Here is a 25233-nt window from a genome sequence, read left to right on the forward strand (position 1 = left end):
AAAACTGGGTAATGGATTTCGCTCTATCGAACGCAGCACATATAAATGTCGACAAGTATCAGCTATACTGCCGGGCAAAATTTAATTGAGGCCTATCATGTTAGATATCGTTTTATACCAACCCGAGATCCCGCCTAATACCGGCAATATTATTCGTTTGTGTGCCAATACAGGATATTCACTACACCTGATAGAGCCGCTAGGATTTGAATGGGATGATAAACGGGTAAGACGTGCAGGCCTTGATTATCATGAATTTAGCGAAGTAGAGCGCCACCCAAACTTTGAAGCATACTTAGCCAAACGAAATCCAAAGCGAGTATTTGCTTGCACGACAAAAGGTAGCAAATACCATCATGAAGTAGCCTATGAAGCAGGTGACTGCCTATTGTTTGGCCCTGAAACTCGTGGTTTGCCAGAAGACATTATTTTTTCACTGCCTGAGCCTCAGCGAGTCCGCATTCCAATGCGCCCCGATAGTCGCAGTATGAACCTATCTAATGCTGTTTCCGTTTTTGTCTATGAGTCTTGGCGACAACTTGGGTTTGCTGGCGCAAAGTAAAAATAGCGCCTAGCCTCTGCTGCATAGGAGCAAACTTGAGGCACAAAAAAGGCGCCTTACGACGCCTTGCTAACTTTAATTTACATTAACTATAGGGATTCTTTTAAATTTCTGCGTGGTGCAAAATCGTACCAACAATATCACTGAATTTATTTGCTGGTTTCATTGAATTTACTGCACGTCCACAGGCTTTCATCATATCGATTAGGTCAAAATAACCGACTGGATGCTGAGTCACTTCATCAATAACAAGTAAAAACTCGAAGCCACCTTCTTCCATTGTTTTTAGCACATTGCCAACCACAGTTTGGCTAGTTTGTTTTAAGGTGATTTGACGAAGATCTGATAGTGGGATCATGACATCATTGACGTTTAAATCACGTCTTGTACAACCGCGTCTTTCTGCAATACTCAACACGTAGCGACTGCCAATTCTTGCATTAGAGATCATACCAATAAGCTTTTCTTTGCTATCAACGACAAAGCTTGCTCTGCGGTGCGTTTTATCCAGCACTAACGTAGCTTCATCTATGCTACTGTTTTCATCAATATGCTGCATAGGTGCTAAATGTAGATTGTGCATTAGGCAATGTGCTGGCGCTTGCTCTAGGTTGTCAGTGTTACAAGCTGGGAAGTTATTTTCAGCAAGTTCATAATTTGCAACAGGTTGAGTTTTCAATACTGTGTAAGTGTTCATAGATCACCTCTATCTTTAAAATTAATTAAGCACGGAAAAGGACTAAATTAATTTGCGACAGGTGGTGCTCTAATAGACTCACATACTGAGTTTGAATAAGAATAGGTGGGTTGCGATTGCGCTATGATAAAGCTACTAGCAACCACGAAACGATGGGTTGTTGATACAACGCAATCATCTAAATCAGGGCTGGAGTTCGAATTGTCTAGGTCAACAACGATAGGCGCGATTGAAAGCGTGGTATCACATTTAGCAGCATCGGCCGTTGACACTGTCAACAGACTCAACATACAAAATGTAATCATCCAACGAATTAACCGCATAGTATTCTCACTTCTACTGCCTTACTTTGAGTGTATGGGCAGTTTCTTGCGTTTACAAGTATTATTTCTAATCTATTTACTAAGCTTCTAAATATACTAAGGTTAATTTTCATACGCACACTCAGGCACTGTGTGAGCTGAGATGAATTGTTACTAATCTCCTGTTTGTGGCGCGCTGTTTAGCGTTATACTAACGCTGACATTTTTGATATGTGCCTTAAATCAAAAGAATTAAATCATACCAATTTGCTTAATTAAGTGAGCTATTTTGGGGCGAGAAAACCTTGTCGATAACCAGGCGAAAACTTTACTATTTATTTGTTTTAAATGAGAAATTTTTAACGCAGTTAGCGTCAGATTTGCTCCTTCAAATTGAGCAAGTATTAAGACTAATTGGTATTACAACACGAGGTGTACAGTGCAACTATCACGCGGTATCGAGTACTTTATTGCTGGTTTTTCTTTAATCACCCAAAAAGGATTAAAACGCTTTGTATTTATTCCTTTAACAATCAATGTACTGCTATTTGGTGCATCACTCTTTTTTCTTTATGACTGGCTGACTCAAGGATTTACTTATCTCAACGGATTATTACCAGATTGGCTCAGTTGGCTGGAATGGCTAATGTGGCCCATTGCTATCTTAGTGATACTTTTCAGTTATAGTATGATTTTCACGGTGATAACCAACTTTATTGCTGCACCTTTCAATGGCTTACTCTCCGAAAAAGTAGAACTTTACCTGACCAACCAACATATCAATGATGATAAGTTAATTGATACCATAAAAGATGTGCCGCGAATGTTAGGTCGAGAATGGACCAAACTCTGCTACTACCTTCCACGTGCACTCGGCTTTTTCATCTTACTTTGGATGCTGCCTATCGTTGGGCAAATTTTATGGATTATGTTTACGTGTTGGATGTACAGCGTGCAATACAATGATTATCCGTTTGATAACCATAAAATTCATTTCAAGCAAATGAAAGATGATTTGAAGAGTAAACAAGGGCTGTCTTATGGCTTTGGCTTTGCGGTGTTTGTACTAACCTCAATCCCATTTGTTAACCTCATAGTGATGCCCGTTGCCGTTTGTGGCGCCACTAAATTGTGGGTAGAGAACTATCGTCAACAATATCGTTAAACAAATTGAGGTATGACATCGGACTGTAAAAATTCCATGATTTACTTACGCCTTTTACGCTTTGTTAGAATGAGGCAGGTATGCGCCAAATAATATGGATGACGTGGTTGGTGGTTACGCTAACGGGATGCCAGGCAACAAAGCAGTTTGATGTCGGTACACGGACTCAATTTTTAGTCTCGCAACTTCCAGACGGTGAGCTTAAGGAAAAGCTTGCAAGCTGTTTAGATAAACCAATCAAGCGCACACGTTTTTCCATTGGACATCGCGGTGCACCACTTTTCTACCCTGAGCACACCAAAGAATCATACATTGCCGCCGCAAAAATGGGAGCAGGCACGCTCGAATGTGATGTTACTTTTACGAAAGACAAGACTCTCGTTTGCCGCCATGCACAATGTGACCTTCATGCGACAACCGATATCTTGTTACAACCTAAGCTTGCTAGCACGTGTAGACAACCCTTCACACCAGCGGATCCAGACTCTGGTAAACTTGCGTCTGCTCAATGCTGCACCTCAGACATTACCTTAGCAGAATTCAAGCAACTAAAAGGAAAAATGGATGGTGTGAATACTCAAGCAACCACAGTAGCAGAGTTTGTCAAAGGCACTCCCAATTGGCGTACAGATCTTTATGCCAGTTCTGGAACCTTAATGACCCACAGTGAAAGCATTGTTTTATTTAAGCAACTTGGTGTAAATATGACTCCTGAGTTAAAAACACCAGAAGTGCCAATGCCATTTAATGGGTTAAGCCAAAACCAGCTCGCACAAAAAATGTTAGACGAATATACTGAGCACAATGTCCCCCCATCTCAAGTTTTTCCACAATCCTTTTCTTACCAAGATATTCAGTACTGGATAAAGCATGCACCAGAGTTTGCAAACCATGCCGTATTTCTTGATGGTAGAGAAGCTGGCGAACATTTTGATATTAACAAACCAAGTACTTGGCAACCGTCAATGGAAGACTTAGCCAAAAATAAGGTAAAAATTATCGCCCCACCAATTTGGATGTTAATTAGCGAAGATAAAAACGGCGATATCATTCCGTCGCAGTACGCCCTAGCCGCTAAACGTGCAGGATTAAAGATAGTTGCTTGGTCTTTAGAGCGCTCAGGCCCTTTAACGAACGGCGGCGGTTGGTATTATCAATCTGTAAAAAACGCAGTTAAGCATGATGGCGATATACTTAGGGTGTTGGACATATTGGCAAAACAAGTTGGCGTAGTTGCTGTATTTAGTGACTGGCCTGCGACTACCAGCTTTTACGCCAGCTGCATGGGAATTGAGTGATAGGCTAATAAGAGTTGTAGCTTAGTGTAGGTAGAATCCCGCACTAAGTTATGGTTTGCAAATGCCAGAAAGCAAAAAGCCTCGCAATTGCGAGGCTTTTTAAAGGATGGTGCCCAGAGGCGGAATCGAACCACCGACACGAGGATTTTCAATCCTCTGCTCTACCGACTGAGCTATCTGGGCAAATTTTTTAGTATCTAAATAACTAAGCTATCTAGAAAACACAGGCTAACGCCTAAATAAAGTGGTGCCGACTATCCGAGTCGAACGGATGACCTACTGATTACAAGTCAGTTGCTCTACCAACTGAGCTAAGTCGGCACACTAAATTATTGGTGCCCAGAGGCGGAATCGAACCACCGACACGAGGATTTTCAATCCTCTGCTCTACCGACTGAGCTATCTGGGCAAATCTTTTTTAATGTCTAGGAAACTCTTCTTACTAAGCTAACTAGAAATTATTGGCTGACGCCTAAATTAAATGGTGCCGACTATCCGAGTCGAACGGATGACCTACTGATTACAAGTCAGTTGCTCTACCAACTGAGCTAAGTCGGCACACTAATTCGTGTACCATGCAGTTTCTGCATGCACCACATTGCTAATGCAATGATTTTAATCTGGTGCCCAGAGGCGGAATCGAACCACCGACACGAGGATTTTCAATCCTCTGCTCTACCGACTGAGCTATCTGGGCGTGCGGCGTATTAAACGGGTTTTGCGGTTCTAAGTCAACCCTTTTTTTAAATACATTTATCGTTTGCACAGTTTTCAGACAAAGCGGTTAAAATACCGCTTTTTCGATGAAAAAACACCCGGCTAGCCATGTTTTACTGTATTTATCGACTTATATCTATAAATAACGCAAACTGCTCTAGGCCTATAACAAAGAAAAAGGCGTCACTTAAGAGGAATATGTGCTTAAAGGAATAAAATAGAATGGAAATACATATTCTATCTCATTCCTATAGCGAAGCTCGGCAGCAAGGTTTATCAATCCTGTTTAGAGATTGTCTTTATGTTGAGCTTCAAATCTTTGTTGCATGACCTGTATCGCTTTTTCTACCGCTTGTTTTGCATTACTTGTATCGCCATTTGTTACCGCTAGTATCGCGATGTTCTTTTCTGGCAACACTAAGTTGTCTAAATAGAAGGTCCCAGTAAAGCCATTGTGATGAAAGCTATTGTTGTTTGGAGTAAGGATCCAGCCTAAGCCATATTCTGGGCTAACCGGTGTGAGCAGTCGCGTATATGAATTAGCACCAATCAAATTATCACCACCTCTGGCACCCGCGAGATAAGCACGTAAATAGTATGACAAATCGGTCAAGGTCGTACTGACTAACCCAGCAGGTCCAACAACGTTTGGTAGATCGACCCTGTCGGCCGGTGTTATTGGATGCCACTGCCCTTCTCGCATCTGATGACCACTCGGCTGTCCTTCTGGGTCTCCATAACTAGCAGGCCCAAATCCAATATTTTCCATTCCAAGAGGAATGAATACTTCTTGCTTCACTAACGCTTCCCATGATTGCCCCGTCACACGCTCCAACATATGGCCTGCAACAACATAACCTGCATTGCTATATAGATAGGTTCCGTGAGTCACTTCTGGTTGCGTCGTTAACACCTCTTGAGTCCAGGCATATCTTTGCTCGACCATGCCACGTTGATCTAAATGCCACTTACCAGAATACATGGAGTCAAGATCACGCTTTAAGCCCGAAGTCATCGAAAGCAGTGCCGTTAATGTAACAGACTCAAATTCAGGGTTAATTTTTCCGATTAACTCAGGAAAAACATCACTCACCCGACTGTCAAATTGAATTAACCCCTGCTCAACCAAGCGAGCAGCGACGGTTGCTGTCATGGATTTACTGAACGAACCAATCGACCACTTATCAAGTTTGGTGACCAGAGCTTGCCCTGTACTCACTCGCACACCAGCTACATCAAGCTCAATCAACTCATCCCCATAAACGATAAACCCGCCAAGTGCGGGCATAGCAAACTCAGCTCGGATTGCTTCCAGTTGTTCGTTGAGTAGCCCGTCTCCCACCTTGCCATAGCGCGGCGGAGTGACGGCTATGTCTTCGCGAGCACTCTTTTCAATAACAATAGAATTGTCACTGTTATTACAGCCTGTTAGTAAGGCGCAGCCCAGCAGTGTAATAAGCCAACCAAACGCCAGCCGACTTTGACGTAGAAACATGAGATATCCTTATAAGTATTAGGTTGAACGAATACTACTTTATAAAAACGTTACGTAAAATTTAATTTTTATTAAAGCTTACTGCTTTGCACATCGCAGGCGTAGTGAAAATTATCGAGATAACAACCTGATTATTTTAAGATTTAAAACAATCAGATAATCTTAGGCTATTGCCACTATTGATTGAAAAACGAGAGGTAAAAACTTGCCGAAGGTGATAGGATTGCTACAACTAATAAGTATAAATAATTCTTTCGGGATTAAGCATGCCAAATAGCGCGAACACCAATGCAAATGGACGGATACTTTTTTTATTTATCGCAATATTGATTGTTGGACTATGCAGCGCCGTAGGTGCTTACCTACTGCCAAAGCAGGCTGACGTCCCTACCGCACCAACCGTGAATCTGCAGCAGCAAGCAACAACAGTTGCAACTCCCCTTGCTAAGGTGGTCACACAACACGGTTTTGACAGTGCCAAGCAAATTGTATCCGCATTATTAGCTTCTAACGAGCATTTGGGCGCCTATTTGTATGTCAATACAGGGATGGGGCAACCAAACCTGGTATTTCAACAAAGTGCAAGTGAGCGAATCACTGCATTGAATCGTGAAGAGTCTTATAACAAAGACACAATGCAGGTTTATCACATGCCACTGCTACTAGATGAGCAAAACGTCGGTGAACTCATTTTGACCTATACGCCACCCGTTGCAGCTGCGCCATCAAGCGACCCATTCATTGCTTATGTATTACTCGCTGCTGCTATTATTAGTGCCTTGATGATCGTTGTGATTGCAGCACGTCGGCTTTCTGGCGCATCAAGCAACGATACTGAAGAACTCATCGCAGAAATCAATCACCTAACGATGGATAAAAACTACAAGTCGACGGTTGGTACTTATTATAGTGGCGGTCTGGCTGAGGTTGCAGAAGCAATAAATGCACTGTTAAAGCAAGTACAGTCATCCATAGAGTCCGATCAAGCAACGCAAAACGAGTTAAAACAGCTTCAAGAAAGTCTCGAAACCGAAGTTCAAGCCCGCACGCTGGCGCTGGAAAAAGCGATTTTAAATGCGGAGCGTGCAAGTGATGCCAAAACCACTTTCTTAGCCACTATGAGCCATGAGATCCGCACACCAATGAACGGCGTCATTGGTACCATTGATTTACTGCGCCAAACCGATCTTGACGGTGCTCAACACCGCCTCACCACGATTATTCGCGACTCGGCATTTTCTTTACTTGGTATTCTTGATGATATTCTCGACTTTTCTAAAATTGAGGCAGGTAAATTACGTATAGACAATAGTGCTTTCTCGGTGGCTGAAACCACAGAGGAAGTCGCACGTGTGCTTTCATCAGTAGCGAAAAAGCGTAAATTAGACTTACAGCTGTTTGTTGCTCCTGACATTCCAACAAATTTAGTTGGTGACACAGTTCGCGTTAGACAAGTACTTTATAACCTTTGCAGTAATGCCATTAAATTCACGACTACAGACGACTCAACCCAAGGTTATGTAAAAATCTCCGTTGAAGTTGCACAAAACACCTCGGAGCATTACACCCTACGCTTTACCGTCACTGACAATGGTAAAGGCATGACAAAAGCTCAGTTGAGAGAAATTTTTAATCCGTTTATTCAAGCTGAAGGCTCTATCACCCGAGAATTTGGCGGTACAGGACTTGGCCTTTCTATTTGTAAAAGTTTAATCGAACTCATGCTAGGTAGTATCCATGTTAACTCAGATATTGGCATGGGAAGCGAGTTTGTTGTGGAATTACCATTTAGTGTGGATGGCAAAGTTAATTACGTAAACAAACAAATGTTAAACGGTCGCACTGTTGCTCTGCTCACCCCAAATAATGAGAGACGCACCATTTTAAATCGCTACCTTTCATTTATGGGTGCGAACGTGATTACTATTGATGAAAGCGAGATAGCCGAACACCAACACGAGGACAAATTGATTTGGGTGTTAGACGGTTTAGACGGCATGGATAAAGTCAATGAAGAGCTAAGAACCGTAGTCTACTCGCTTGAGAAAAACGAACAGCAAGTTGTTGTCTTAAGTAAAATGGACGAAGCAGCGCTTAATCACAAAAATATTTTCTATCTCAATGCATCACCGTTGTGTAAGTCTAGCTTTATGACGGCTATCTTGGTCGCTGCTGGTTTGCATAAACCAAAGGAAATTAAACCTTCTCGCACCATCAACGACTTTTTAAGCGTTGATGAAGCCAGAGCAACCAACAAGCTGGTGTTGTTAGTTGAAGATAACGTATTAAATCAGCAAGTGCTGACCGACCAATTACACCTGTTAGGCTATGGTGTCGAGGTTGCAGAAAATGGTGAGGAAGGCTTAGAACTTTGGAAAAAAGAGCACTTCCCAATCGTACTAACTGATTTACATATGCCTAAGATGTCAGGCTACGACATGGTAAAACATATTAGAGACTATGTAGAAACCGCAACCGATACCATTGAGCAACCATACATCATTGCCGTGACAGCTAATGCACTAAAAGGTGAACGAGAACGTTGTGAGGCGGGTGGTATGAATGACTATATCACCAAACCAGTAGAGTTAAATGTACTAGAAGCAACGCTCAATAAATGTATTGAAAGCTTACCAAAAACACAGCAACCACGACAAAGTACTGAGCCATCAACTGTCGCACCAGTAGCCGTTAGCCAAGTACCAGTAGGATCAGAGCAAGCGGCTGAGTTAGAGCCAGTTGTTGATGAGGCTATAGTTGTAGAGTCTGAAATTATTGAAGCTGAGGCCAGCGAACCAGCTCCCGCTATCAATATGGACATGCTCAACAAGTATGTGAACCATGATGAAGCGAAACGAAATCGCTTTTTCCGAATGTACTTAGAACAAAGTAGCCAGTTAACACGAGATGTAAATGGTGCGGTGATCACGATGAGCCAAGAGGAAATCATTGAAGCTTGTCATCAACTTAAGTCCATCTCCAAAACTATCGGTGCCGAAAAAGTAGCAGAAACTGCCATAGAGTTTGAGACTTTATGTAAGGAAGGCACGCTGACCACCGATCAGCTGATCCAAATGCGTGATAAATTGGAGCAGGACTTTTTAGCTGCAACCGAGTTTATTCAACAATATTTGAGTCAAGAAGCGTAATGATATGGGGGTGGGTAGCACTGCCCCCACAAATCTTATCGCTAATTGGTTGGAAGCGTTTTTCTCGACTAGGTAAAGATAAATGGATCGCAGGGACAACCTGCTCCCACACCTGCAATAAATGGTAAATATCAGCGATAAAAAGATACATAACCTTAATGGTTACGCCATTCATTGAGATATAACCGCCACCTAAAAGAATGATCCTCCCCTGAATCACTGACCGCATTTTATGCGCTTTCTGACTCCAAACACTTCCCCTATTAATTCTCACTGAGTATACTGACGCACTTTTTTAAATTAGTTAGTCGTTACATACAACAAACGCTAGTTGAAATAGGTACTGGTCACCCGTTCAAAAAAAGTACAGGCATGCCAGAGTTCATACAAGCAAATATCTGATTAAGATTTTTACTCGGTGACTCGATGAGCAATGCCAATCTGCATTGAAAAGTGTTCTATTTACCGCGCATCGCTTCAAACGTTGCATGTTAAGTACATGGCTCATTATTCAGTGTTGATTGAAAAACATTAGATGCAATAACGCATCCTTTATAAAAATGGCCAGATACAACACATTGATTAGATTAGGAAGTACATATGAATTCAGTTCCGAAGGCCGGAGAATTTCTGGGTCACCCTAAAGGCCTCTTCTTATTATTTGGTACCGAAATGTGGGAGCGCTTTGGCTACTACGGTATGCGTGCCATCTTAGTTCTTTATCTTGTAGCACAAGTTCAAAATGGTGGCTTCGGTTGGAGCAATGCCGACGCACTAAGCCTTTACGGCACATTTACGATGGCCGTTTATCTCACCCACTGTTTGGTGGTTGGCTTGCAGATAACGTATTAGGTCAGCGCAAAGCCATCATTATTGGTGGTATTTTAATGGCTACAGGCCATTTTATTATGGGTATTCCTCACAGCGTTGTGGCAGGACAAGAAGTAAATGTCTTCTACCTTGGTTTAGCACTGCTTTGTTTAGGTAATGGCTTATTCAAGCCAAACATCTCAACAATGGTTGGTGATCTATATCAAGAAGGTGATAAGCGCCGTGACGGTGCATTTACTATCTTCTATATGGGTATCAACTTAGGTGGTGCATTAGGTCCACTTGTTGCGGGTTATGTAGCAGCAGTCGTTAACTGGCAGGCAGGCTTTATCGCAGCCGGTGTTGGTATGATCATTTCTGTGGTTATGCAGCTTATCTTAAGCCAGAAATACCTTGGCGATATCGGTAAAGTACCTTCGGCTAAACTTTCTCAACAGATGTCTGACTCACAGACTAAAGAACCGCTTACGAAGAAAGAAAAAGATCGTATCCGTGTTATTTTCACCATGAGTGTTTTCTCAATTATCTTCTGGATGGGTTTCGAGCAGGCTGGTGGTCTGATGAACCTATTCGCAAACGACTATACCAACCGTATGTTTATGGGCTTTGAGATCCCGGCTTCTTGGTTCCAGTCGCTTAACTCTATCTTCATCATTGTATTTGCGCCATTAGTAGCGATGATCTGGTTAAAGCTAGATAACAAAGAACCGAACTCTCCAGTGAAATTCGCAATTGGTCTGGTGTTCTTAGCACTTGGTTTCTTAACCATGATGCTTGCGCTTGCAACAGAAGGTGGTGAAGCGGGTGGCACACTTCAGATCAGCATGATTTGGTTAGTGTTGTTCTACATGTTCCACACACTTGGTGAACTATGTTTATCACCAATCGGTCTTTCTATGGTAAGTAAACTGGCACCGCTACGTTTAGCATCACTGCTAATGGGTATTTGGTTCCTATGTACGGCTGTTGCAAACAAGCTTGCAGGTCTTGTTGGCTCTTTCATCGGTGAAGGCCAAGAAGCAATGGAAAATGCGATGAGCATCTTCATTGGTTTAGGCGGCGTAGCCTTGCTGTCTGCTGTGTTAATGTATCTATTAAGCAACAAGCTTGTAGATTGGATGCACGGCGCTGAGGGCAAGCACGAGCCTCATACGCAAGAGCATTACCTAGCGGAAGAACTAGAAGTATCCGCTGAGAAGCAATAATATTTGCTGTAAACCACGCTGATTTAGCGTGGTTTACCTCTCCCACAACAGCCAAATGTAAAGCTTTGAATACACTTAGCATCATTTCCCCTCTCAATTTAGTCGTGTGATAAAAATCCTCCCTCTCATATAACTCACCAATCAAAAACATAAAAAGCAAATAAAATCAAAACAATACAAAAACAAAGTTACAAAATACCCCACAAAACTCCTTGCTGTTTTTAGTCAAAATTCAAGCAAAAATAATTATCGTCACGCCTGTGTCAATTTTGTGTCTTTTACATGGCAATTGTGCAACTAAATTTACAAAGTCTCATACTGCTATTTACTGCCTCTAGCTTCCCCTTTGCAGTAATTTGATTAATCATCCAGTCATAAATACTAACAAGTCACCCAGTGCTTAATACGGGAGTAAAACAATGAGTGAAGTAAATAATCCACTAGGCCTAGTCGGCATCGAGTTTACAGAATATGCAACACCAGACGCTGATTACATGGATAAGGTATTCACTGACTTTGGATTCTCAAAACTAAAGAAATTTAAAGATAAAGATATCGTTTACTACAACCAGCACGATATTCACTTTTTGTTGAATAACGAGCGTGAAGGCTTCTCAGCACAGTTTGCTAAAAGTCACGGCCCGGCTATTTGTTCTATGGGCTGGCGTGTAGAAAATGCGCAAAAAGCGTTTGAAACCGCAGTTGAGCGTGGTGCAAAACCTGCGACTGATTCAACACACAAAGACTTACCATACCCAGCGATTTACGGTATCGGCGATAGCCTTATCTATTTCATCGAAAACTTTGGCGATAAAGGGTCAATCTACGAGCAAGACTTCGTTGACCTAGACGAGCAAAAGGTTGTTGAAGACAAAGGCTTTAAGCGCATCGATCACCTAACAAACAATGTTTACAAAGGGACGATGGAAACTTGGGCTAACTTCTATAAAGACGTATTTGGCTTTACTGAAGTTCGTTACTTTGACATCAAAGGTCAAAAAACGGCGCTGCTTTCTTATGCACTTAAGTCACCATGTGGCACCTTCTCTATTCCAATCAACGAAGGTAAAGACGACAACAACAACCAAATCGATGAGTACTTAGATGAGTACAATGGTCCAGGTGTTCAGCATTTAGCATTTTTGACTGACGACTTGGTTAGTTCACTAGATAAACTAGACAAGAGCACTATTGCTACCTTAGATATCGTAGATCACTACTACGACACTATCTTTGACCGTGTGCCTTGGGTTAAAGAAGATAAAGAAAAGATCAAGCAGCACCAAATCCTAGTAGATAGCCAAAGCGAAGACTGCTACCTACTACAGATCTTTACTAAAAACCTGTTTGGCCCAATCTTCATCGAAATGATCCAACGTGTTGACGATGGCGGCTTTGGTGAAGGTAACTTCCAAGCGTTATTCGAGTCAATTGAACGCGACCAAGAGCGCCGTGGTGTAATCTAAACACACACATCAAATTAATAAAAAAGCAGCTAGCGATAGCTGCTTTTTGTGGTTTATCAAATTGCTATTACGACTTGAGTTTTTCACTTTTGACCATAACTCAAGTTGAAAGCCAAAATTAAAGGAAAGGCAATGTCTCAAATTAATGAAACACACGACATCCAATTAACAAGTTGGGTAGCTAGTGCGAATGCGACTGGAACTGATTTCCCTATTCAAAACTTACCTTTTGCAGTATTCCGTCGTAAGAACAGTAACGAAGAATTTCGTGGCGGTGTTGCGATTGGCGATCAAGTACTAGACCTTGGCGCAGTTGTTGACGCTAACCTATTTTCAGGTGACGCTGCTAAGGCCGCCGAAGCTGCAAATGCCCCTGCATTAAATGAATTTATGGGAATGGGCCAGCAGTACTGGTCAGCACTTCGACTTGCCCTGTCTCGTGCATTACGTGAAGGTTCTGAACTGCAATCAAGCCTTGAAGGTGCATTGGTTGCACAGGATGACGTAGAATACGCTCTACCTTGCCACATTGGCGATTACACTGACTTTTATACCTCAATCTACCATGCAACAGCGGTAGGTAGCCTGTTCCGTCCTGATAACCCACTGCTACCAAACTACAAGTGGGTACCAATCGGTTATCATGGCCGAGCATCGTCTATTGGTGTTTCAGGTCAAACGTTCCCTCGCCCTAAAGGCCAGACCAAAGCACCAGATGCAGATACGCCGTCATTCGGTCCTTGTAAGCGTCTAGACTACGAATTAGAGCTAGGTATTTACCTAGGTAAAGGTAATGAACTTGGCGACTCTATTGCAATTAAAGATGCTGAAGATCACGTTTTTGGTTTCTGTTTATTCAATGACTGGTCTGCACGTGACTTGCAAGCTTGGGAATATCAACCATTAGGTCCATTCCTTGCGAAAAACTTTGCGTCAACGGTTTCTCCTTGGGTTGTAACCACAGAAGCACTTGCACCATACCGTACTCAATGGCACCGTGATGAAAACGATCCACAACCGCTAGAATACTTAGAATCAACGCAAAACCGCGAGTCTGGTGCTATTGATATTCGCATGGATGTCTTACTAGAGACTGAAAAAATGCGTAGTGAAGGCGCTAAACCAAGCAAACTGTCTGAATCCAGCTTCAAGCACAGCTATTGGACAGTTGCGCAAATGGTTACACACCACACTGTGAATGGCTGTAACTTCTTACCGGGTGATATGCTAGGTTCAGGCACGCAATCAGGCCCTGAGCATGTAGAAGCGGGGTCATTACTCGAACTATCACGCGGCGGCAAAGAAACTATCACGCTTGCAAACGGCGAAGAGCGTAAGTTCCTAGAAGATGGCGATAAAGTGATTATGCGCGGTTGGTGTGAAGCCCAAGGCTATAACCGTATCGGTTTTGGCTGTGTTGAAGGCACTGTACTTCCAGCAAAATAATCGCAATTATTCGTGAGTTAATCGCAATTTTATTTACTTTTAAATCAAAGGCATGATGATTTCATGCCTTTTTTTAGTTCTAAAAACTGGAAATTTGACTAAAAATTGTTAGAGTGTAGCGCTGATTTAAATCTGAGGTTGAATGTTGCAAGTACTCAAGCGCCTATATCTAAAGCTGTTTAAGCCGACTCAATTAATTGTTCGTCAAGACGCAACTGTCAAGATGTTAAAATTACCATCTTGGGTTCAAGCTTGCTCGATTTTGATTTTGCTCGCTGTCGCTATGTGGATAGCCAATGCCTCACTCAAATTACAAGAAAACGGTGACAAGCTTACTAAAGAGCAACAAAACTTAGCGCAGCTGCAAGCCAAGTGGCAAACAGAAAAATCACAGCTTCAAGCGCAATTAGCACAGCAAAAAGGCATGCTTGACCAACTGTCACAGCAGCACAGTGTGCTTGAGTCATTGGTTGACTCGACTCAAACAACTGACGACAACGTAGCGGAAAGCGAGTTAGAAGAAACACCGACAGACCTTGGTAGCTCACAACCAAGCACCACAACCGAATTTGCTCCACAAGCCAGTCTCCTACTCATTCAACAACGACAGCTCAGCGAACAACTTGGGCAATCGTTCGGCGCTGAAATTGCAGCGATGCAAGAGTCCATCGACAGTGCGGGATTACAACTATCATCTGACTTCTCAGAAGCGCAAGGTGGCCCCTACTTCCAAGCCGACTTAGAATTGGTAGAAGCCAGCTTTATTAATGCCATTGACCAATACGCAGTTTATGCGCAGTTATCGACTATGATTGGCCAACTGCCAGATACATTACCTGTCGCTCAGGAAAAATATTATGTCTCTAGTGCTTTTGGTTTTCGTAAAGACCCAATCACTGGCCGCCGTGCCTATCATAAAGGTATCGATCTCGCAGGTTGGCACAAAACACAGATAGTAGCCCCCGCTTCTGGTACTGTTAAACGAGCTGGGAAAAATGGCGGCTATGGCAACTTTATTGAAATTGAGCACGCAAATGACATCACCACACGCTACGGCCACCTTCACACCATCAAGGTAAGAAAAGGCCAGCAAATCAATAAAGGTGACGTAATTGCACTAATGGGCAGCACAGGAAGAAGTACAGCGACGCACTTGCACTATGAAGTGATTCAAGGTAAAAAACACCTAAACCCAATTAAAATCGCCCGCGCATTCAATAAGTAACATCTAATTGCAATTACGCTGCGATAGTGAGGCATTCGTGTTTAATTCTTTTAAAAACCAACGAAACGACGTCCCAGCCATTATTGCTCAAAGCACTAAAGTCACGGGCGATATTGTCTGTGAAGGTGAACTGCAATTAGATGGCACCATCCATGGTAATCTCGACATCGAAAAACTAATCATCGGCAATAAAGGTTTAGTACAAGGTAATATCCAAGCCAATGAACTGACGATATTAGGCAAAGTGGAAGGTGATATTCATGCCAAACAGGTCACGCTGCTTCCTAGCGCTCAAGTATTTGGCAACATCGAACACGAGACCTTAACGATTGAAGCTGGTGCGCATGTCGATGGTAAACTGACGCACCGTAACGAGCGAACCAATAACGTCACGGCAATTGACTCTACCGGTGATCAAACCATAAACAATTAAGATCTTTTCGCGCTGATATACATGTTAATGTCGGCGTGAAACACTTTCTCTCCCGCAGTATTAAAAACTTCCACCGGTACAACTAACTCTTCTTTATCTTGCCATGCTCGCGGGTATTCTATTTGCGCCACGGCATGCAGATCGGTCTCAGCTTTAGCTAAATATTGCACTGACATCCCCTTAGGGATCCAGCGATGGGTTTTATGGTCGATGGTTGCGTCTGTCATGACTCCAGCACACAACTCCGCAAGATTACACTGAGCAATAGCGTGAACCGTACCTATGTGGTTATGAATGGCTTTACGGTTACGAATTGTGGCCCTACAAACGCCGGGCTTCAATTGTGTGATTTTAGGCTTAATGGTGCCAAAGTAAGGAGCCTTACGACATACCGCCTTACTGAACATCCATTTACCAAATGGCAACCAACTCATCCTTTTATAAATTTTTAAAAGTGGTGCAGACATAAGATTTTTCTAAAATGATTTTGCTTAAAATTAACACATCTGACCAGTCAATCAACCGTCTGCAATTCTCAGCGAATAAAATATCTTAAAAATTTGCTAAATCGGCGCTTTGTCCTGTCTTTTCTCATTCTCCACAATACAATAACGGCCAAAAGGAGACGCCATGACCCAATCAAATTCAAAAGCACTGATTTTTATTCTCGCTTTACTTGTTATCTTTTGCCCTTTAGGTATCGATCTCTATCTACCTGCGTTTGTGGACATGCAGTCCAGCCTTCAAGTATCAGAAAGTCAAATTCAGCAAACCGTGAGTATTTATATGTTAGCTGTGGGTCTTGGACAATTGATAGCAGGTCCGCTTGCGGATAAATATGGCCGTAAGCCGGTTGCACTGGTTGGAATAATTTTATTTGCGCTTGGCGCAGTGATGGCAAGCACAGTCTCCACTTGGCCACTCATGATGGTAGCTCGAGTGTTACAAGGCCTAGGCGCTTGTGCCACATTCGTCAGCGCTTTTGCTATCGTTCGTGATAGCTTTGGACACAAAGGCAGTGGCCAAATGATCACTTACCTCAACGGTATTGTATGTTTTATCCCAGCGTTAGCGCCTCTTTTAGGTGCGTGGCTCACTGTCGAATTTGGCTGGCAGAGTAATTTTAGCTTTTTGTTTGGTTTTGCTATTGTTGGTCTCATCTTGGTTTCTCTTATCTATAAAGAGACTCGCCCCGAAGATACACATTACAGCGGTCATATCCTAGATTTGAGACGTTTTAAGCCGATGCTCAGTAGCACGACTTTCATTTACAATGCCGCCTTAGCGATGCTTGGTATGGCTGCCATGCTGGTATTTGTGATTTCAGCTCCGGGGTGGATCATGGCAAAAATGGGTGGCAGTGTTTCCGACTTCACGTTTTGGTTTACTGGCAATGCAGCGCTGAGTATTGTCGCAAGTTTCATTGCGCCCCACTTCATCAAGCGCAATAGCCAGAAGTCGCTCACCTTTGGCCTCGCCGTTTTTAGCTTTAGTGGCCTGTTGTTACTGGCTTTGCCACAAACTAAAATAGCGCATTTTGTACTGCCTATGTATATGGCGTCAGTCGGCTTTGCATTTACGATTGGAGCAGCGGCAGGTAAAGCGTTATCTGGGTTTGCGAAACAAGCTGGGACGGCTTCAGCGTTGATTGGGGTATTACAGATGAGTGGCGCGGGGGTACTTGCAACCATGACGCAACCACTGGCATTGGATGCCCCGATGCAACTCGCGTTGCACTTACTACTCGCATTACCTTTCTTACTGCTGCTGGCTACGAAGCATCGCCACCAGCTTCACAGTGCAGCTTAATTGTAATTGATATAATAGCAATTATCAGTACAGTTCCTTTATTAATAACTACGGTGTATGGTTAGACGTCCTGTCATAACCATACATTATATTAAAGTAATTAAATATTCTTATTAATTCCACAAATCTGCATAATTTACTCTTTACGAGTTCTTGTTATTGGTTATATGCTAATCACTGTTAAGAAGTTGTTAGTTTTTATTAACAACAATATTCACGCAATGTAACTGAGAAAATAACAATGAAATTAAACAAGTTAACTGGGGCACTACTCATCGCTGGCGCTTGCGCTATGGCACAAGCACAGGCATCTGACGATCGATACATCATTCAGGTCGACAATTCGAAAAAAGGCGTCGTAAAAGCACTTGCTAAAAAGCTTGGCGCTGAGCTGCACGTTGATGGCGATGGCTTCTTTGCTGCAACTTTTACTGGCAAAGATCTTAGTCAAGTAAAAGGCTTATTAAACAACCCACACATCAAACTCGTTGAAGCAGACCAAAAGCGTTACCCACTGGGGATTTATAACGACGACGCAGGTAACCCAATGCAGCAACAGGTTACGCCTTATGCTGTGTACCAATCACAAGCAAATCAACTTACTTTCGATGCGAACGCTGGCATGAAAGTATGTGTGATTGACTCAGGTCTTGACCAATCAAACCCTGACTTCATTTGGGGTAATATCACCGGTGATAATGACAGCGGCACAGGTAATTGGTATGAAAATGGTGGCCCACACGGCACACACGTGGCTGGTACTATCGGTGCTGCTGACAATAATATTGGTGTTATCGGCATGGCTCCTGGCGTGCCAATGCACATTATTAAAGTATTTAACGCAGAAGGCTGGGGCTACTCTTCTGACCTTGCTCACGCAGCAAACCTATGCTCACAAGCAGGTGCAAACATCATCAATATGAGTTTGGGTGGTGGTGGCTCAAACAATACAGAATCAAACGCATTTGAAAACTTCCGTAATGCTGGTGGCTTAGTGGTTGCGGCAGCTGGTAACGATGGCAACAATGTTCGTTCATATCCTGCTGGCTATCCTTCAGTAATGATGATCGGTGCAAACGATGCAGATAATCAAATTGCAGACTTTTCCCAGTATCCAAGCTGTACTTCTGGCCGTGGAAAACGCGCGACTAACGACGAGCATATTTGTGTAGAGGTAACTGCAGGCGGTGTTGATACACTTTCAACTTACCCAGCAGATATGGCAACTTCTTCAAGCATGACCGCAGACGGTGCGGCGTTTGCAAGTTCAGCAATGGAAAACAGTGGTAACGCTTCAGGCTCGCTTTACTTTATGGGCACCGCAGAAGCAACCGATGATGCTGCAATCGGTAAGGTGTGCCTAATTGACCGCGGTAATGTTTCATTCCACGATAAAGTAGCAAACTGTGAAGCATCTGGTGGTATCGGCGCGATTATCGTAAATAATGAGGCTGGCATGCTATACGGCACTTTAGGTGATACTAACAGCACATCAATCCCAGCGGTTGGCGCTGCATTTGAAGATCGCACTGCGTTGATGGCCGCTACAAACGCGAATATCAGCATTGGTACGAGTGATTATGGCTTAATGAGCGGCACGTCAATGGCAACTCCTGCTGTTGCTGGTCTTGCTGCATTGGTATGGTCTAACCACCCAGAGTGTACTGGTGAAGAAATCCGTAGTGCATTAAAAGCAACCGCAGCAGATGCTGGCGCTGTAGGTAAAGACGTGTACTTTGGTTACGGTATCGTTAAAGCAGCAGATGCAAGCGCTTACTTAACCGCTAATGGCTGTGCTGGCGGTGGTTCAGGTGACGGTGATAACACAACGAGCGTTGAGCTTTCAGCTTCAGGTTATAAGCAAAAAGGTAACAGTTATGTTGACTTAAGCTGGAACGGTGCAAGCACGTCACAAGTCGATATTTATCGTAACGGTAGTAAAATTGTCACAACTAACAATGATAATAGTCATACAGACAGCATCAGTGTTAAAGGCGGCGGTACTTACGGCTACCAAGTGTGCGAACAAGGTAGCACTGCGGCCTGTTCAGCAACACAAACTGTTGTGTTTTAACTCCCAACCAACCAATTCAAGAATGCCGGTCTTTTGATCGGCATTTTTTATTCTACTACTCTCCCCCATCTTTTGTTGATAGCTTGTTCGGATCTCTCTTAAGATCTGGATAAAACGGGTAAACCTGTGACCACAGAAATTTGTTCATTTCCATTTCACTTCTACACTCTATAATGGATTTGGACAGTCACAGAAGGAGTTCATGAAATGAGTACATCGGGTTATACACCACCTAAAGTTTGGCAGTGGCCATGGCAAAGTGGCGATGGTAGTAAATTCGCGAATATCAACCGCCCTACTGCAGGCGCAAGATTCGAAAAGTCCCTACCGCAAGGCAAACACCCGTTACAACTCTACTCCCTCGCGACCCCAAACGGCGTGAAAGTGACTATCTTGCTAGAAGAGCTTTTAGCTGCCGGGGTAAAAGAAGCAGAATATGATGCCTTTTTAATTAATATCATGGAAGGTGAACAATTTAGCTCAGGGTTTGTTGCACTTAATCCAAATTCTAAGATCCCCGCGTTATTAGATACCAGCACCAAGGAACCTACCAAAATCTTTGAATCTGGCTCAATTTTGCTTTATTTAGCTGAAAAGTTTCAAAAGTTCATTCCTCAGGATCCTACAAAACGCACAGAGTGCCTCAACTGGTTATTTTGGCAAATGGGGGCTGCGCCACTACTTGGTGGTGGATTTGGTCACTTCTATGCCTACGCACCCGAGCACTACGAGTATCCAATCAACCGCTACACGATGGAGGTGAAGCGCCAACTGGACTTACTAAATCAACATTTAGCCACAAGAGAATATATTTGTGGCGATGAATACACTATCGCTGATATGGCAATCTGGCCGTGGTATGGCGTGCTAGCCCAAGGGCACCTATACGATGCGGCAGAGTTTTTAGACGTCAATGGCTATGAACACGTGATCCGCTGGGCTGGACTCATCGCCTCAAGAGAAGCGGTCAAACGTGGAAAAATGGTAAATAAAACATGGGGAGAACCTCATGAGCAGCTTCATGAAAGGCACGACGCCAGCGACTTTGATACCAGCACCCAAGACAAACTAGCACCATAACCTTATCTTGGTTTAATTCTTGGTTTAATTCTTGGTTTAACAGGGGTTAGCTTTATCTTCCGGGTTTGATTAATCAGATTTAATCAAACCCGGTTGTCTGTGTATCAGAAAAGAATCGTGTTAGTTTATTTTATGCTTAAGAACAAAACGGTATTCGACGATGAACGTTTTTTAAAAAGCTAAGTCGTACAATGGGGTGAGCTCTACACCTAACTAGAGAAGCACGAAAAACCATGCATTATTTGTGTTTTTGTCAGTAATAGCTGAATTTTACAGGTAAGTGTTGTCGAAGTAATAAGCTCTTTGGCCTTGATTAGACACCCCACTGGTGCGCATTTATTTAGCAATGAATTGAATCGTTTACACCTTAGCTGAGCCTTTAACTAAACTGGACGAATAAGCCATCCCCTTGAGTAGTGCAAGATTAAGGTTAACCGATGAATGTCTAGTGGCCCTAAACGATAAGTTGTATCGACTGATTTAGGCAGCGATGAGATCGCAATAAGAGATTACGGCGTAACGCCCCTATATGTGTTTGTTATGCGCCTTTCCAGACTTTCGCCGACTGGATCGCTTTTTCTAACACTGGCCAACTCAACATGCTCGCTTGATACTCTCCCGCCTTACCGTTAAATGTAATCCCGTAACTTTTCAACCTAAACGCTAGGATTGAATAAAATGCATCTACAGCACTGGCAGATTCAAACATAAACGGAAGTTTGGCTGAACCAAAAATCTCTTCGACTCTTCCTAACTCGCGATTGAAAGCATCACCAATATTTTGCAGGGGAGCCACTGAAACTAAAGTGAAAGGACAGGCATTTCTGAGGTTAACAAACCCAGAATGTAGCTCTGAGCAGAGACTCCTTGCAACAGCCCTTTCAGTACGAGCTTTGGGGTATAGTGTACCTTCTGACAGTTCATTAAAATACTCAGCAATAGCAAGCGAGTCATGAACCTTCAAGTCTTCGTCGATTAGTAGAGGAACTAATCCCGTATCAGAAACCTTACCCAACGAATCACAATAGTCTGTCTTGGCTAAGTCAATCACATTTACGTCAAAATCGACATTTGCGATTTGACCACATATCCAGGCTCTCAAAGACCATGTCGAATCAGTACCAACGATTAACTGCATTAACTTGAACCTCCATTGCGCAAATTTTAAGTCGAATAACATTTTAGTATTTATGCGACACACAGTTTGTGTTGCATAATCGCTTGTTGGACTGAGCTGCTACCTGCTCGGTGTGACAGAGTTGGTGTTGTTTATGCTATGGCTTACTTAGAAAAAATAGGCTTTTCGGAGGCTCTCACTTTCCTAGCTAGTGTAATCAGTTTAGCTAGTGTTATGTAAGCTTTCCCTACATTGCTCAGCGCTTATTATGTATTCATTACACCTAAATTTGCCTTAATAAGCAATTATATTTTTTACGCGTACAGAGGCTGTTAGCCTGAGCAATTAAGCAGGCTAAGTGCTTGATTTTACAAATCACTCCTAATCAAGCACACCCTCCTTGGCTAATATCAAAGCGCATCCATGCGCTTCTCGTTCATTCTTTTGAAACGACCAAAAAGAACGAACCAAGAAAACGTCGCCCCAGCATCACACTCAACCCTCAAACCCTAAGCCGATATAGTGCAACCGCCTTGTAAGGCACGTCCTTGTGCCTGACAAGACTTGGCCGACATCCTGTCGGCATATTGCATATCGGCTTATGCTTTTCGGGTGTGATGGAGGGGGAATAAGTTGCTTTCAAGATCTTCTACGGCTTTTATGATTAAGTTGCTTACAAGCACCACAAAAACGATCGGTGTGAATTCCTAATTAACAGTCTAAATTGTTTTGTGGGAGGTGGTTTACCCGCCGAGCTGTTATGTTTTTCGGGTGTGGTAAAGGGGGATTAGTATTGACTGCAAGTTCTAGTTTTTCTCTCAAAAGCAGCTAATTTTCCTACAAGCACCAAACAAAACTATCAGCGCCTTGTGTCTCCCTCATCACACCCGAAAGTAAATTACCAATGAGTCATTTCAACGCATGGATGCGTGAAAAGCTGTGACAGGGATAGGGATGTCCCTTACACCGCGGTGACGTTCATATTGGCAATTTACTTGAGGAGTCAGTGTAATGTCGGGAGTGCCCTTTCTTTTGCGCAACGATTCTTTGGGCATCAAAGAAAAGTAAGTCGTAGCCCATGGATGGGCGTCGAAACCAGTCAGGAGGACAGGCTGACTTCACGATAAATTTCAAGCTATCAGCCGTTAGCAACATAAACCTCCATGTTTAATATCAAAGCGCATCCATGCGCTCCTCGTTCATTCTTTTGAAACGACGCGATCGAGCGAACCAAGAAAACGTCGCCCCAGCATCACACTAAATCCTCAAACCCTAAGCCGATATAGTGCAACCGCCTTGTAAGGCACGTCCTTGTGCCTGACAAGACTTGGCCGACATCCTGTTGGCACATTGCATATCGGCTTATGCTTTTCGGGAGTGATGGAGGGGGAATAAGTTGCTTGTGAGATCGTCTACGATTTTTACGGTGAAGCTGTTTGCAAGGGTTACAAAAACTATCAGCATAGCCTCCTAATTAGCATTGCAGACAGCTTTGTGGGAGGTGGTTCACCCGCCGAGCTGTTATGTTTTTCGGGTGTGATGAAGGGAAAATGCTGTAGTTTGTGAGCTCGGTTCTTACTTAAGCAGCTGAACTTTTAGGCTACGTTGAGCATAATGATTCAATATTACCCAAAACAAAATCTTAACAATTCAGTGATGTAGATTTCGCCAGAACCCTGTATTATAAGCCAGTTAAAAGCTTTGGAACGGGTGCGCCTGTAATTGAAGCGAATGGATACTAAAATCAATAACTGTGCTTATGGAACTTTTTGCGCGAATGGAATGATATTATGATCAAGAAAACCGCCATCATCATTGCAATATTGGCTGCTATTAGCGGCTGTAAATCGCTGGTTTATAAAGGTAATAAACTTTACGAAGCAGGAATGTACCGCCAAGCTGCTGAATACTATTCACAAGCACTCGCGGAAGACCCTGAGGATCTTGAAGCGAAACAAGGTTTAACACTGGCGCGAGATAAGCTTATAGATAAAGGTCTTATCGATGTCCGTATGCTGCGTTTGGCAAATAACTACACCGCAGCTGCAACTAGGCTAGAAGAAATCGTAAAAAACCAAGCTCAATGGCAAATGAAACCGAATGGCGCAATGGCAAATACCCAAAGAGAAGAGCTGGATTACGTGAGGCAATGGCTACTCGACGAAGCCCGCTCGCTATCAAACACGCCCTATCCCGACAAGTTTAAGCTGTTTGAACATAATTATCGCCATCTGATCAGCAATGCGCAATTAGCAAGCGCCATGAGCACCCACTATGACACGCTAAGAACGCAAGCGCAGAAAAAGTGTGATGAAATTGCAGGACAAGTCAGCGGACAGCGCTTCTATTTAAAAAGTTTTACGGAAAAATACTGTTTAGCGTGGCAAACTCCAAAGCGTTTACGTGTAGATAACCAAGATAAAAGTCGTTATTTTGCAATGAACATAAGAGATCGTGTTGATATTGGCTTGCGCTTTGGCAACTCAATCAGAGGACAATACAGTGCATTTATCTCAAGCCTAAATACGGCATTTAATAATAGCCTCTGGTTTGATAGCGAAGGCAGTAAACAGCTTTCATTAGAACTATACGTTGATGCGGACTATTACCGCAATAGCAACCAATATATTCAGCGTAAGCATTATCAGCAGGAAGTTGAACGACCAGACCCAAATAATTCAGATAACACACACACTGTCGAAGTCACACGAGAATTTACTTATCCGGTGACCATCTATGATGAGAAATTTGATATCAATGTTAATTATGAGGCGAGTTTAGCCCATCGTTATATCAAAGGCAGTGCAAGCGATAGTAAGCATAATAAAACACGTGCACATCAGGCTGATTTTGAGCAACTTGATATCACCCCGCTGTCTCCCGACTTTCTTAATCTTTCACAGATAACAGAAAAGACCTTTGACGAATTACTCAAAAAGTTCTCTCAAGATCTTACGCTGACTTGGAAGCAAAATTACTGTGGACAGGCACTTGGCACCAATAAAGGTGAAAATATTCTACGCTGTGCCAAGCTTGAGCCCGAGCATGATTATATCAACCGTTGGTTTGACCAGCACTTTGGGATCAAGTACTCAGAAATGACGACTTTATACGGTATTTAAAGCTTAGAATGAGTTTTGAAACTCGCCAAAAAGCCGAAAA

The 25233-nt window shown here is 43.0% G+C and carries 18 protein-coding genes, 5 tRNA genes and 1 pseudogene; 13 read left to right on the plus strand and 11 right to left on the minus strand.

Annotation, left to right across the window (positions count from 1 at the left end):
* The first annotated feature begins 97 nt into the window (after positions 1 to 97).
* Positions 98 to 562 (plus strand): tRNA (uridine(34)/cytosine(34)/5-carboxymethylaminomethyluridine(34)-2'-O)-methyltransferase TrmL, encoded by a 465-nt coding sequence (gene trmL / locus GSF13_RS20335; RefSeq protein WP_010606048.1) that lies wholly within the window; start codon positions 98 to 100, stop codon positions 560 to 562.
* Between the two features lie 103 nt (positions 563 to 665).
* On the opposite strand, the gene GSF13_RS20340 is transcribed toward trmL, so the two are convergent.
* Together GSF13_RS20340 and GSF13_RS20345 are read right to left on the minus strand one after the other, a co-directional pair.
* Positions 666 to 1259, minus strand: coding sequence for a CBS domain-containing protein (locus GSF13_RS20340; protein WP_211866916.1), 594 nt, complete (start codon positions 1257 to 1259; stop codon positions 666 to 668).
* 47 nt (positions 1260 to 1306) lie between these two features.
* Entirely contained in the window at positions 1307 to 1582 is a 276-nt protein-coding gene (locus GSF13_RS20345; protein ID WP_010606046.1) for a hypothetical protein, read from the minus strand.
* A gap of 418 nt (positions 1583 to 2000) precedes the next feature.
* Here GSF13_RS20345 and cysZ point away from each other — a divergent pair, with 418 nt between their 5' ends.
* Entirely contained in the window at positions 2001 to 2726 is a 726-nt protein-coding gene (gene cysZ / locus GSF13_RS20350; RefSeq protein ID WP_010606045.1) for a sulfate transporter CysZ, read from the plus strand.
* A gap of 98 nt (positions 2727 to 2824) precedes the next feature.
* A complete protein-coding gene (locus tag GSF13_RS20355; protein ID WP_249122799.1) occupies positions 2825 to 4024 on the plus strand; it encodes a glycerophosphodiester phosphodiesterase family protein in 1200 nt (399 codons plus the stop codon).
* 107 nt (positions 4025 to 4131) lie between these two features.
* Here the strand turns inward: GSF13_RS20355 and GSF13_RS20360 are convergent.
* The 6 genes from GSF13_RS20360 to GSF13_RS20385 all read right to left on the minus strand — a co-directional run bounded on the left by GSF13_RS20360 (position 4132) and on the right by GSF13_RS20385 (position 6236).
* A tRNA-Phe gene (locus GSF13_RS20360) sits at positions 4132 to 4207 on the minus strand.
* Positions 4208 to 4269: 62 nt separating this feature from the next.
* Positions 4270 to 4345, minus strand: a tRNA-Thr gene (locus GSF13_RS20365).
* Positions 4346 to 4357: 12 nt separating this feature from the next.
* Positions 4358 to 4433: transfer RNA gene (locus tag GSF13_RS20370), tRNA-Phe, on the minus strand.
* A gap of 73 nt (positions 4434 to 4506) precedes the next feature.
* Positions 4507 to 4582 (minus strand) — tRNA-Thr (locus tag GSF13_RS20375).
* 63 nt (positions 4583 to 4645) lie between these two features.
* A tRNA-Phe gene (locus GSF13_RS20380) sits at positions 4646 to 4721 on the minus strand.
* Between the two features lie 306 nt (positions 4722 to 5027).
* Positions 5028 to 6236: a serine hydrolase domain-containing protein gene (locus GSF13_RS20385; RefSeq protein ID WP_010606043.1), complete on the minus strand. Its 1209-nt coding sequence runs from the start codon at positions 6234 to 6236 to the stop codon at positions 5028 to 5030.
* 266 nt (positions 6237 to 6502) lie between these two features.
* On the opposite strand from GSF13_RS20385, the gene GSF13_RS20390 reads away from it, so the two are divergent.
* Positions 6503 to 9385 (plus strand): ATP-binding protein, encoded by a 2883-nt coding sequence (locus tag GSF13_RS20390; RefSeq protein ID WP_211866920.1) that lies wholly within the window; start codon positions 6503 to 6505, stop codon positions 9383 to 9385.
* Here the strand turns inward: GSF13_RS20390 and GSF13_RS20395 are convergent.
* Positions 9354 to 9614 (minus strand): hypothetical protein, encoded by a 261-nt coding sequence (locus GSF13_RS20395; protein ID WP_029215839.1) that lies wholly within the window; start codon positions 9612 to 9614, stop codon positions 9354 to 9356. The two genes, GSF13_RS20390 and GSF13_RS20395, sit on opposite strands and share 32 nt — an antisense overlap.
* A 371-nt stretch (positions 9615 to 9985) precedes the next feature.
* Between GSF13_RS20395 and GSF13_RS20400 the strand changes: the two are divergent.
* The 5 genes and pseudogenes from GSF13_RS20400 (at position 9986) to GSF13_RS20420 (ending at position 15991) form a co-directional block, all read left to right on the plus strand.
* Positions 9986 to 11421 (plus strand): annotated as a pseudogene (locus tag GSF13_RS20400) (peptide MFS transporter).
* A 419-nt stretch (positions 11422 to 11840) separates the two neighbouring features.
* Entirely contained in the window at positions 11841 to 12887 is a 1047-nt protein-coding gene (gene hppD, locus GSF13_RS20405) for a 4-hydroxyphenylpyruvate dioxygenase (protein WP_095726715.1), read from the plus strand.
* Positions 12888 to 13019: 132 nt separating this feature from the next.
* Complete coding sequence (fahA, locus tag GSF13_RS20410; protein ID WP_211866923.1) at positions 13020 to 14333, plus strand: fumarylacetoacetase; 1314 nt, start codon at positions 13020 to 13022, stop codon at positions 14331 to 14333.
* A gap of 142 nt (positions 14334 to 14475) precedes the next feature.
* Positions 14476 to 15558, plus strand: a complete 1083-nt coding sequence (locus GSF13_RS20415; RefSeq protein WP_211866931.1) for a M23 family metallopeptidase — start codon at positions 14476 to 14478, stop codon at positions 15556 to 15558.
* A gap of 37 nt (positions 15559 to 15595) precedes the next feature.
* On the plus strand, positions 15596 to 15991 hold the full coding sequence (locus GSF13_RS20420; RefSeq protein WP_211866933.1) for a polymer-forming cytoskeletal protein: 396 nt from the start codon (positions 15596 to 15598) through the stop codon (positions 15989 to 15991).
* On the opposite strand, the gene GSF13_RS20425 is transcribed toward GSF13_RS20420, so the two are convergent.
* On the minus strand, positions 15988 to 16458 hold the full coding sequence (locus GSF13_RS20425; RefSeq protein ID WP_010606036.1) for a hotdog fold domain-containing protein: 471 nt from the start codon (positions 16456 to 16458) through the stop codon (positions 15988 to 15990). The two genes, GSF13_RS20420 and GSF13_RS20425, sit on opposite strands and share 4 nt — an antisense overlap.
* A gap of 163 nt (positions 16459 to 16621) precedes the next feature.
* Between GSF13_RS20425 and GSF13_RS20430 the strand changes: the two genes are divergently transcribed.
* From GSF13_RS20430 to yghU, 3 genes are all read left to right on the plus strand, one after another.
* Positions 16622 to 17800, plus strand: coding sequence for a multidrug effflux MFS transporter (locus GSF13_RS20430; RefSeq protein ID WP_102057410.1), 1179 nt, complete (start codon positions 16622 to 16624; stop codon positions 17798 to 17800).
* Positions 17801 to 18041: 241 nt separating this feature from the next.
* Entirely contained in the window at positions 18042 to 19874 is a 1833-nt protein-coding gene (locus tag GSF13_RS20435; RefSeq protein WP_211866935.1) for a S8 family serine peptidase, read from the plus strand.
* Positions 19875 to 20081: 207 nt separating this feature from the next.
* On the plus strand, positions 20082 to 20954 hold the full coding sequence (yghU, locus tag GSF13_RS20440; protein ID WP_130163505.1) for a glutathione-dependent disulfide-bond oxidoreductase: 873 nt from the start codon (positions 20082 to 20084) through the stop codon (positions 20952 to 20954).
* A gap of 538 nt (positions 20955 to 21492) precedes the next feature.
* Here yghU and GSF13_RS20445 read toward each other — a convergent pair.
* Positions 21493 to 22092: a glutathione S-transferase N-terminal domain-containing protein gene (locus GSF13_RS20445; protein WP_174169795.1), complete on the minus strand. Its 600-nt coding sequence runs from the start codon at positions 22090 to 22092 to the stop codon at positions 21493 to 21495.
* 1769 nt (positions 22093 to 23861) lie between these two features.
* On the opposite strand from GSF13_RS20445, the gene GSF13_RS20450 reads away from it, so the two are divergent.
* Positions 23862 to 25193: a tetratricopeptide repeat protein gene (locus tag GSF13_RS20450; protein WP_206472160.1), complete on the plus strand. Its 1332-nt coding sequence runs from the start codon at positions 23862 to 23864 to the stop codon at positions 25191 to 25193.
* Positions 25194 to 25233 lie beyond the last annotated feature (40 nt).

This window comes from Pseudoalteromonas sp. M8, from assembly GCF_018141365.1.
Lineage (GTDB): Bacteria > Pseudomonadota > Gammaproteobacteria > Enterobacterales > Alteromonadaceae > Pseudoalteromonas.

Coding starts and splice junctions, on each gene's coding strand:
- trmL (WP_010606048.1), top strand. CDS start 98: ATGTTAGATATCGTTTTATACCAACCCGAGATCCCGCCTAATACCGGC.
- GSF13_RS20340 (WP_211866916.1), bottom strand. CDS start 1,259: ATGAACACTTACACAGTATTGAAAACTCAACCTGTTGCAAATTATGAA.
- GSF13_RS20345 (WP_010606046.1), bottom strand. CDS start 1,582: ATGCGGTTAATTCGTTGGATGATTACATTTTGTATGTTGAGTCTGTTG.
- GSF13_RS20355 (WP_249122799.1), top strand. CDS start 2,825: ATGACGTGGTTGGTGGTTACGCTAACGGGATGCCAGGCAACAAAGCAG.
- GSF13_RS20385 (WP_010606043.1), bottom strand. CDS start 6,236: ATGTTTCTACGTCAAAGTCGGCTGGCGTTTGGTTGGCTTATTACACTG.
- GSF13_RS20390 (WP_211866920.1), top strand. CDS start 6,503: ATGCCAAATAGCGCGAACACCAATGCAAATGGACGGATACTTTTTTTA.
- GSF13_RS20395 (WP_029215839.1), bottom strand. CDS start 9,614: ATGCGGTCAGTGATTCAGGGGAGGATCATTCTTTTAGGTGGCGGTTAT.
- hppD (WP_095726715.1), top strand. CDS start 11,841: ATGAGTGAAGTAAATAATCCACTAGGCCTAGTCGGCATCGAGTTTACA.
- fahA (WP_211866923.1), top strand. CDS start 13,020: ATGTCTCAAATTAATGAAACACACGACATCCAATTAACAAGTTGGGTA.
- GSF13_RS20415 (WP_211866931.1), top strand. CDS start 14,476: ATGTTGCAAGTACTCAAGCGCCTATATCTAAAGCTGTTTAAGCCGACT.
- GSF13_RS20425 (WP_010606036.1), bottom strand. CDS start 16,458: ATGTCTGCACCACTTTTAAAAATTTATAAAAGGATGAGTTGGTTGCCA.
- GSF13_RS20430 (WP_102057410.1), top strand. CDS start 16,622: ATGACCCAATCAAATTCAAAAGCACTGATTTTTATTCTCGCTTTACTT.
- GSF13_RS20435 (WP_211866935.1), top strand. CDS start 18,042: ATGAAATTAAACAAGTTAACTGGGGCACTACTCATCGCTGGCGCTTGC.
- yghU (WP_130163505.1), top strand. CDS start 20,082: ATGAGTACATCGGGTTATACACCACCTAAAGTTTGGCAGTGGCCATGG.
- GSF13_RS20445 (WP_174169795.1), bottom strand. CDS start 22,092: ATGCAGTTAATCGTTGGTACTGATTCGACATGGTCTTTGAGAGCCTGG.
- GSF13_RS20450 (WP_206472160.1), top strand. CDS start 23,862: ATGATCAAGAAAACCGCCATCATCATTGCAATATTGGCTGCTATTAGC.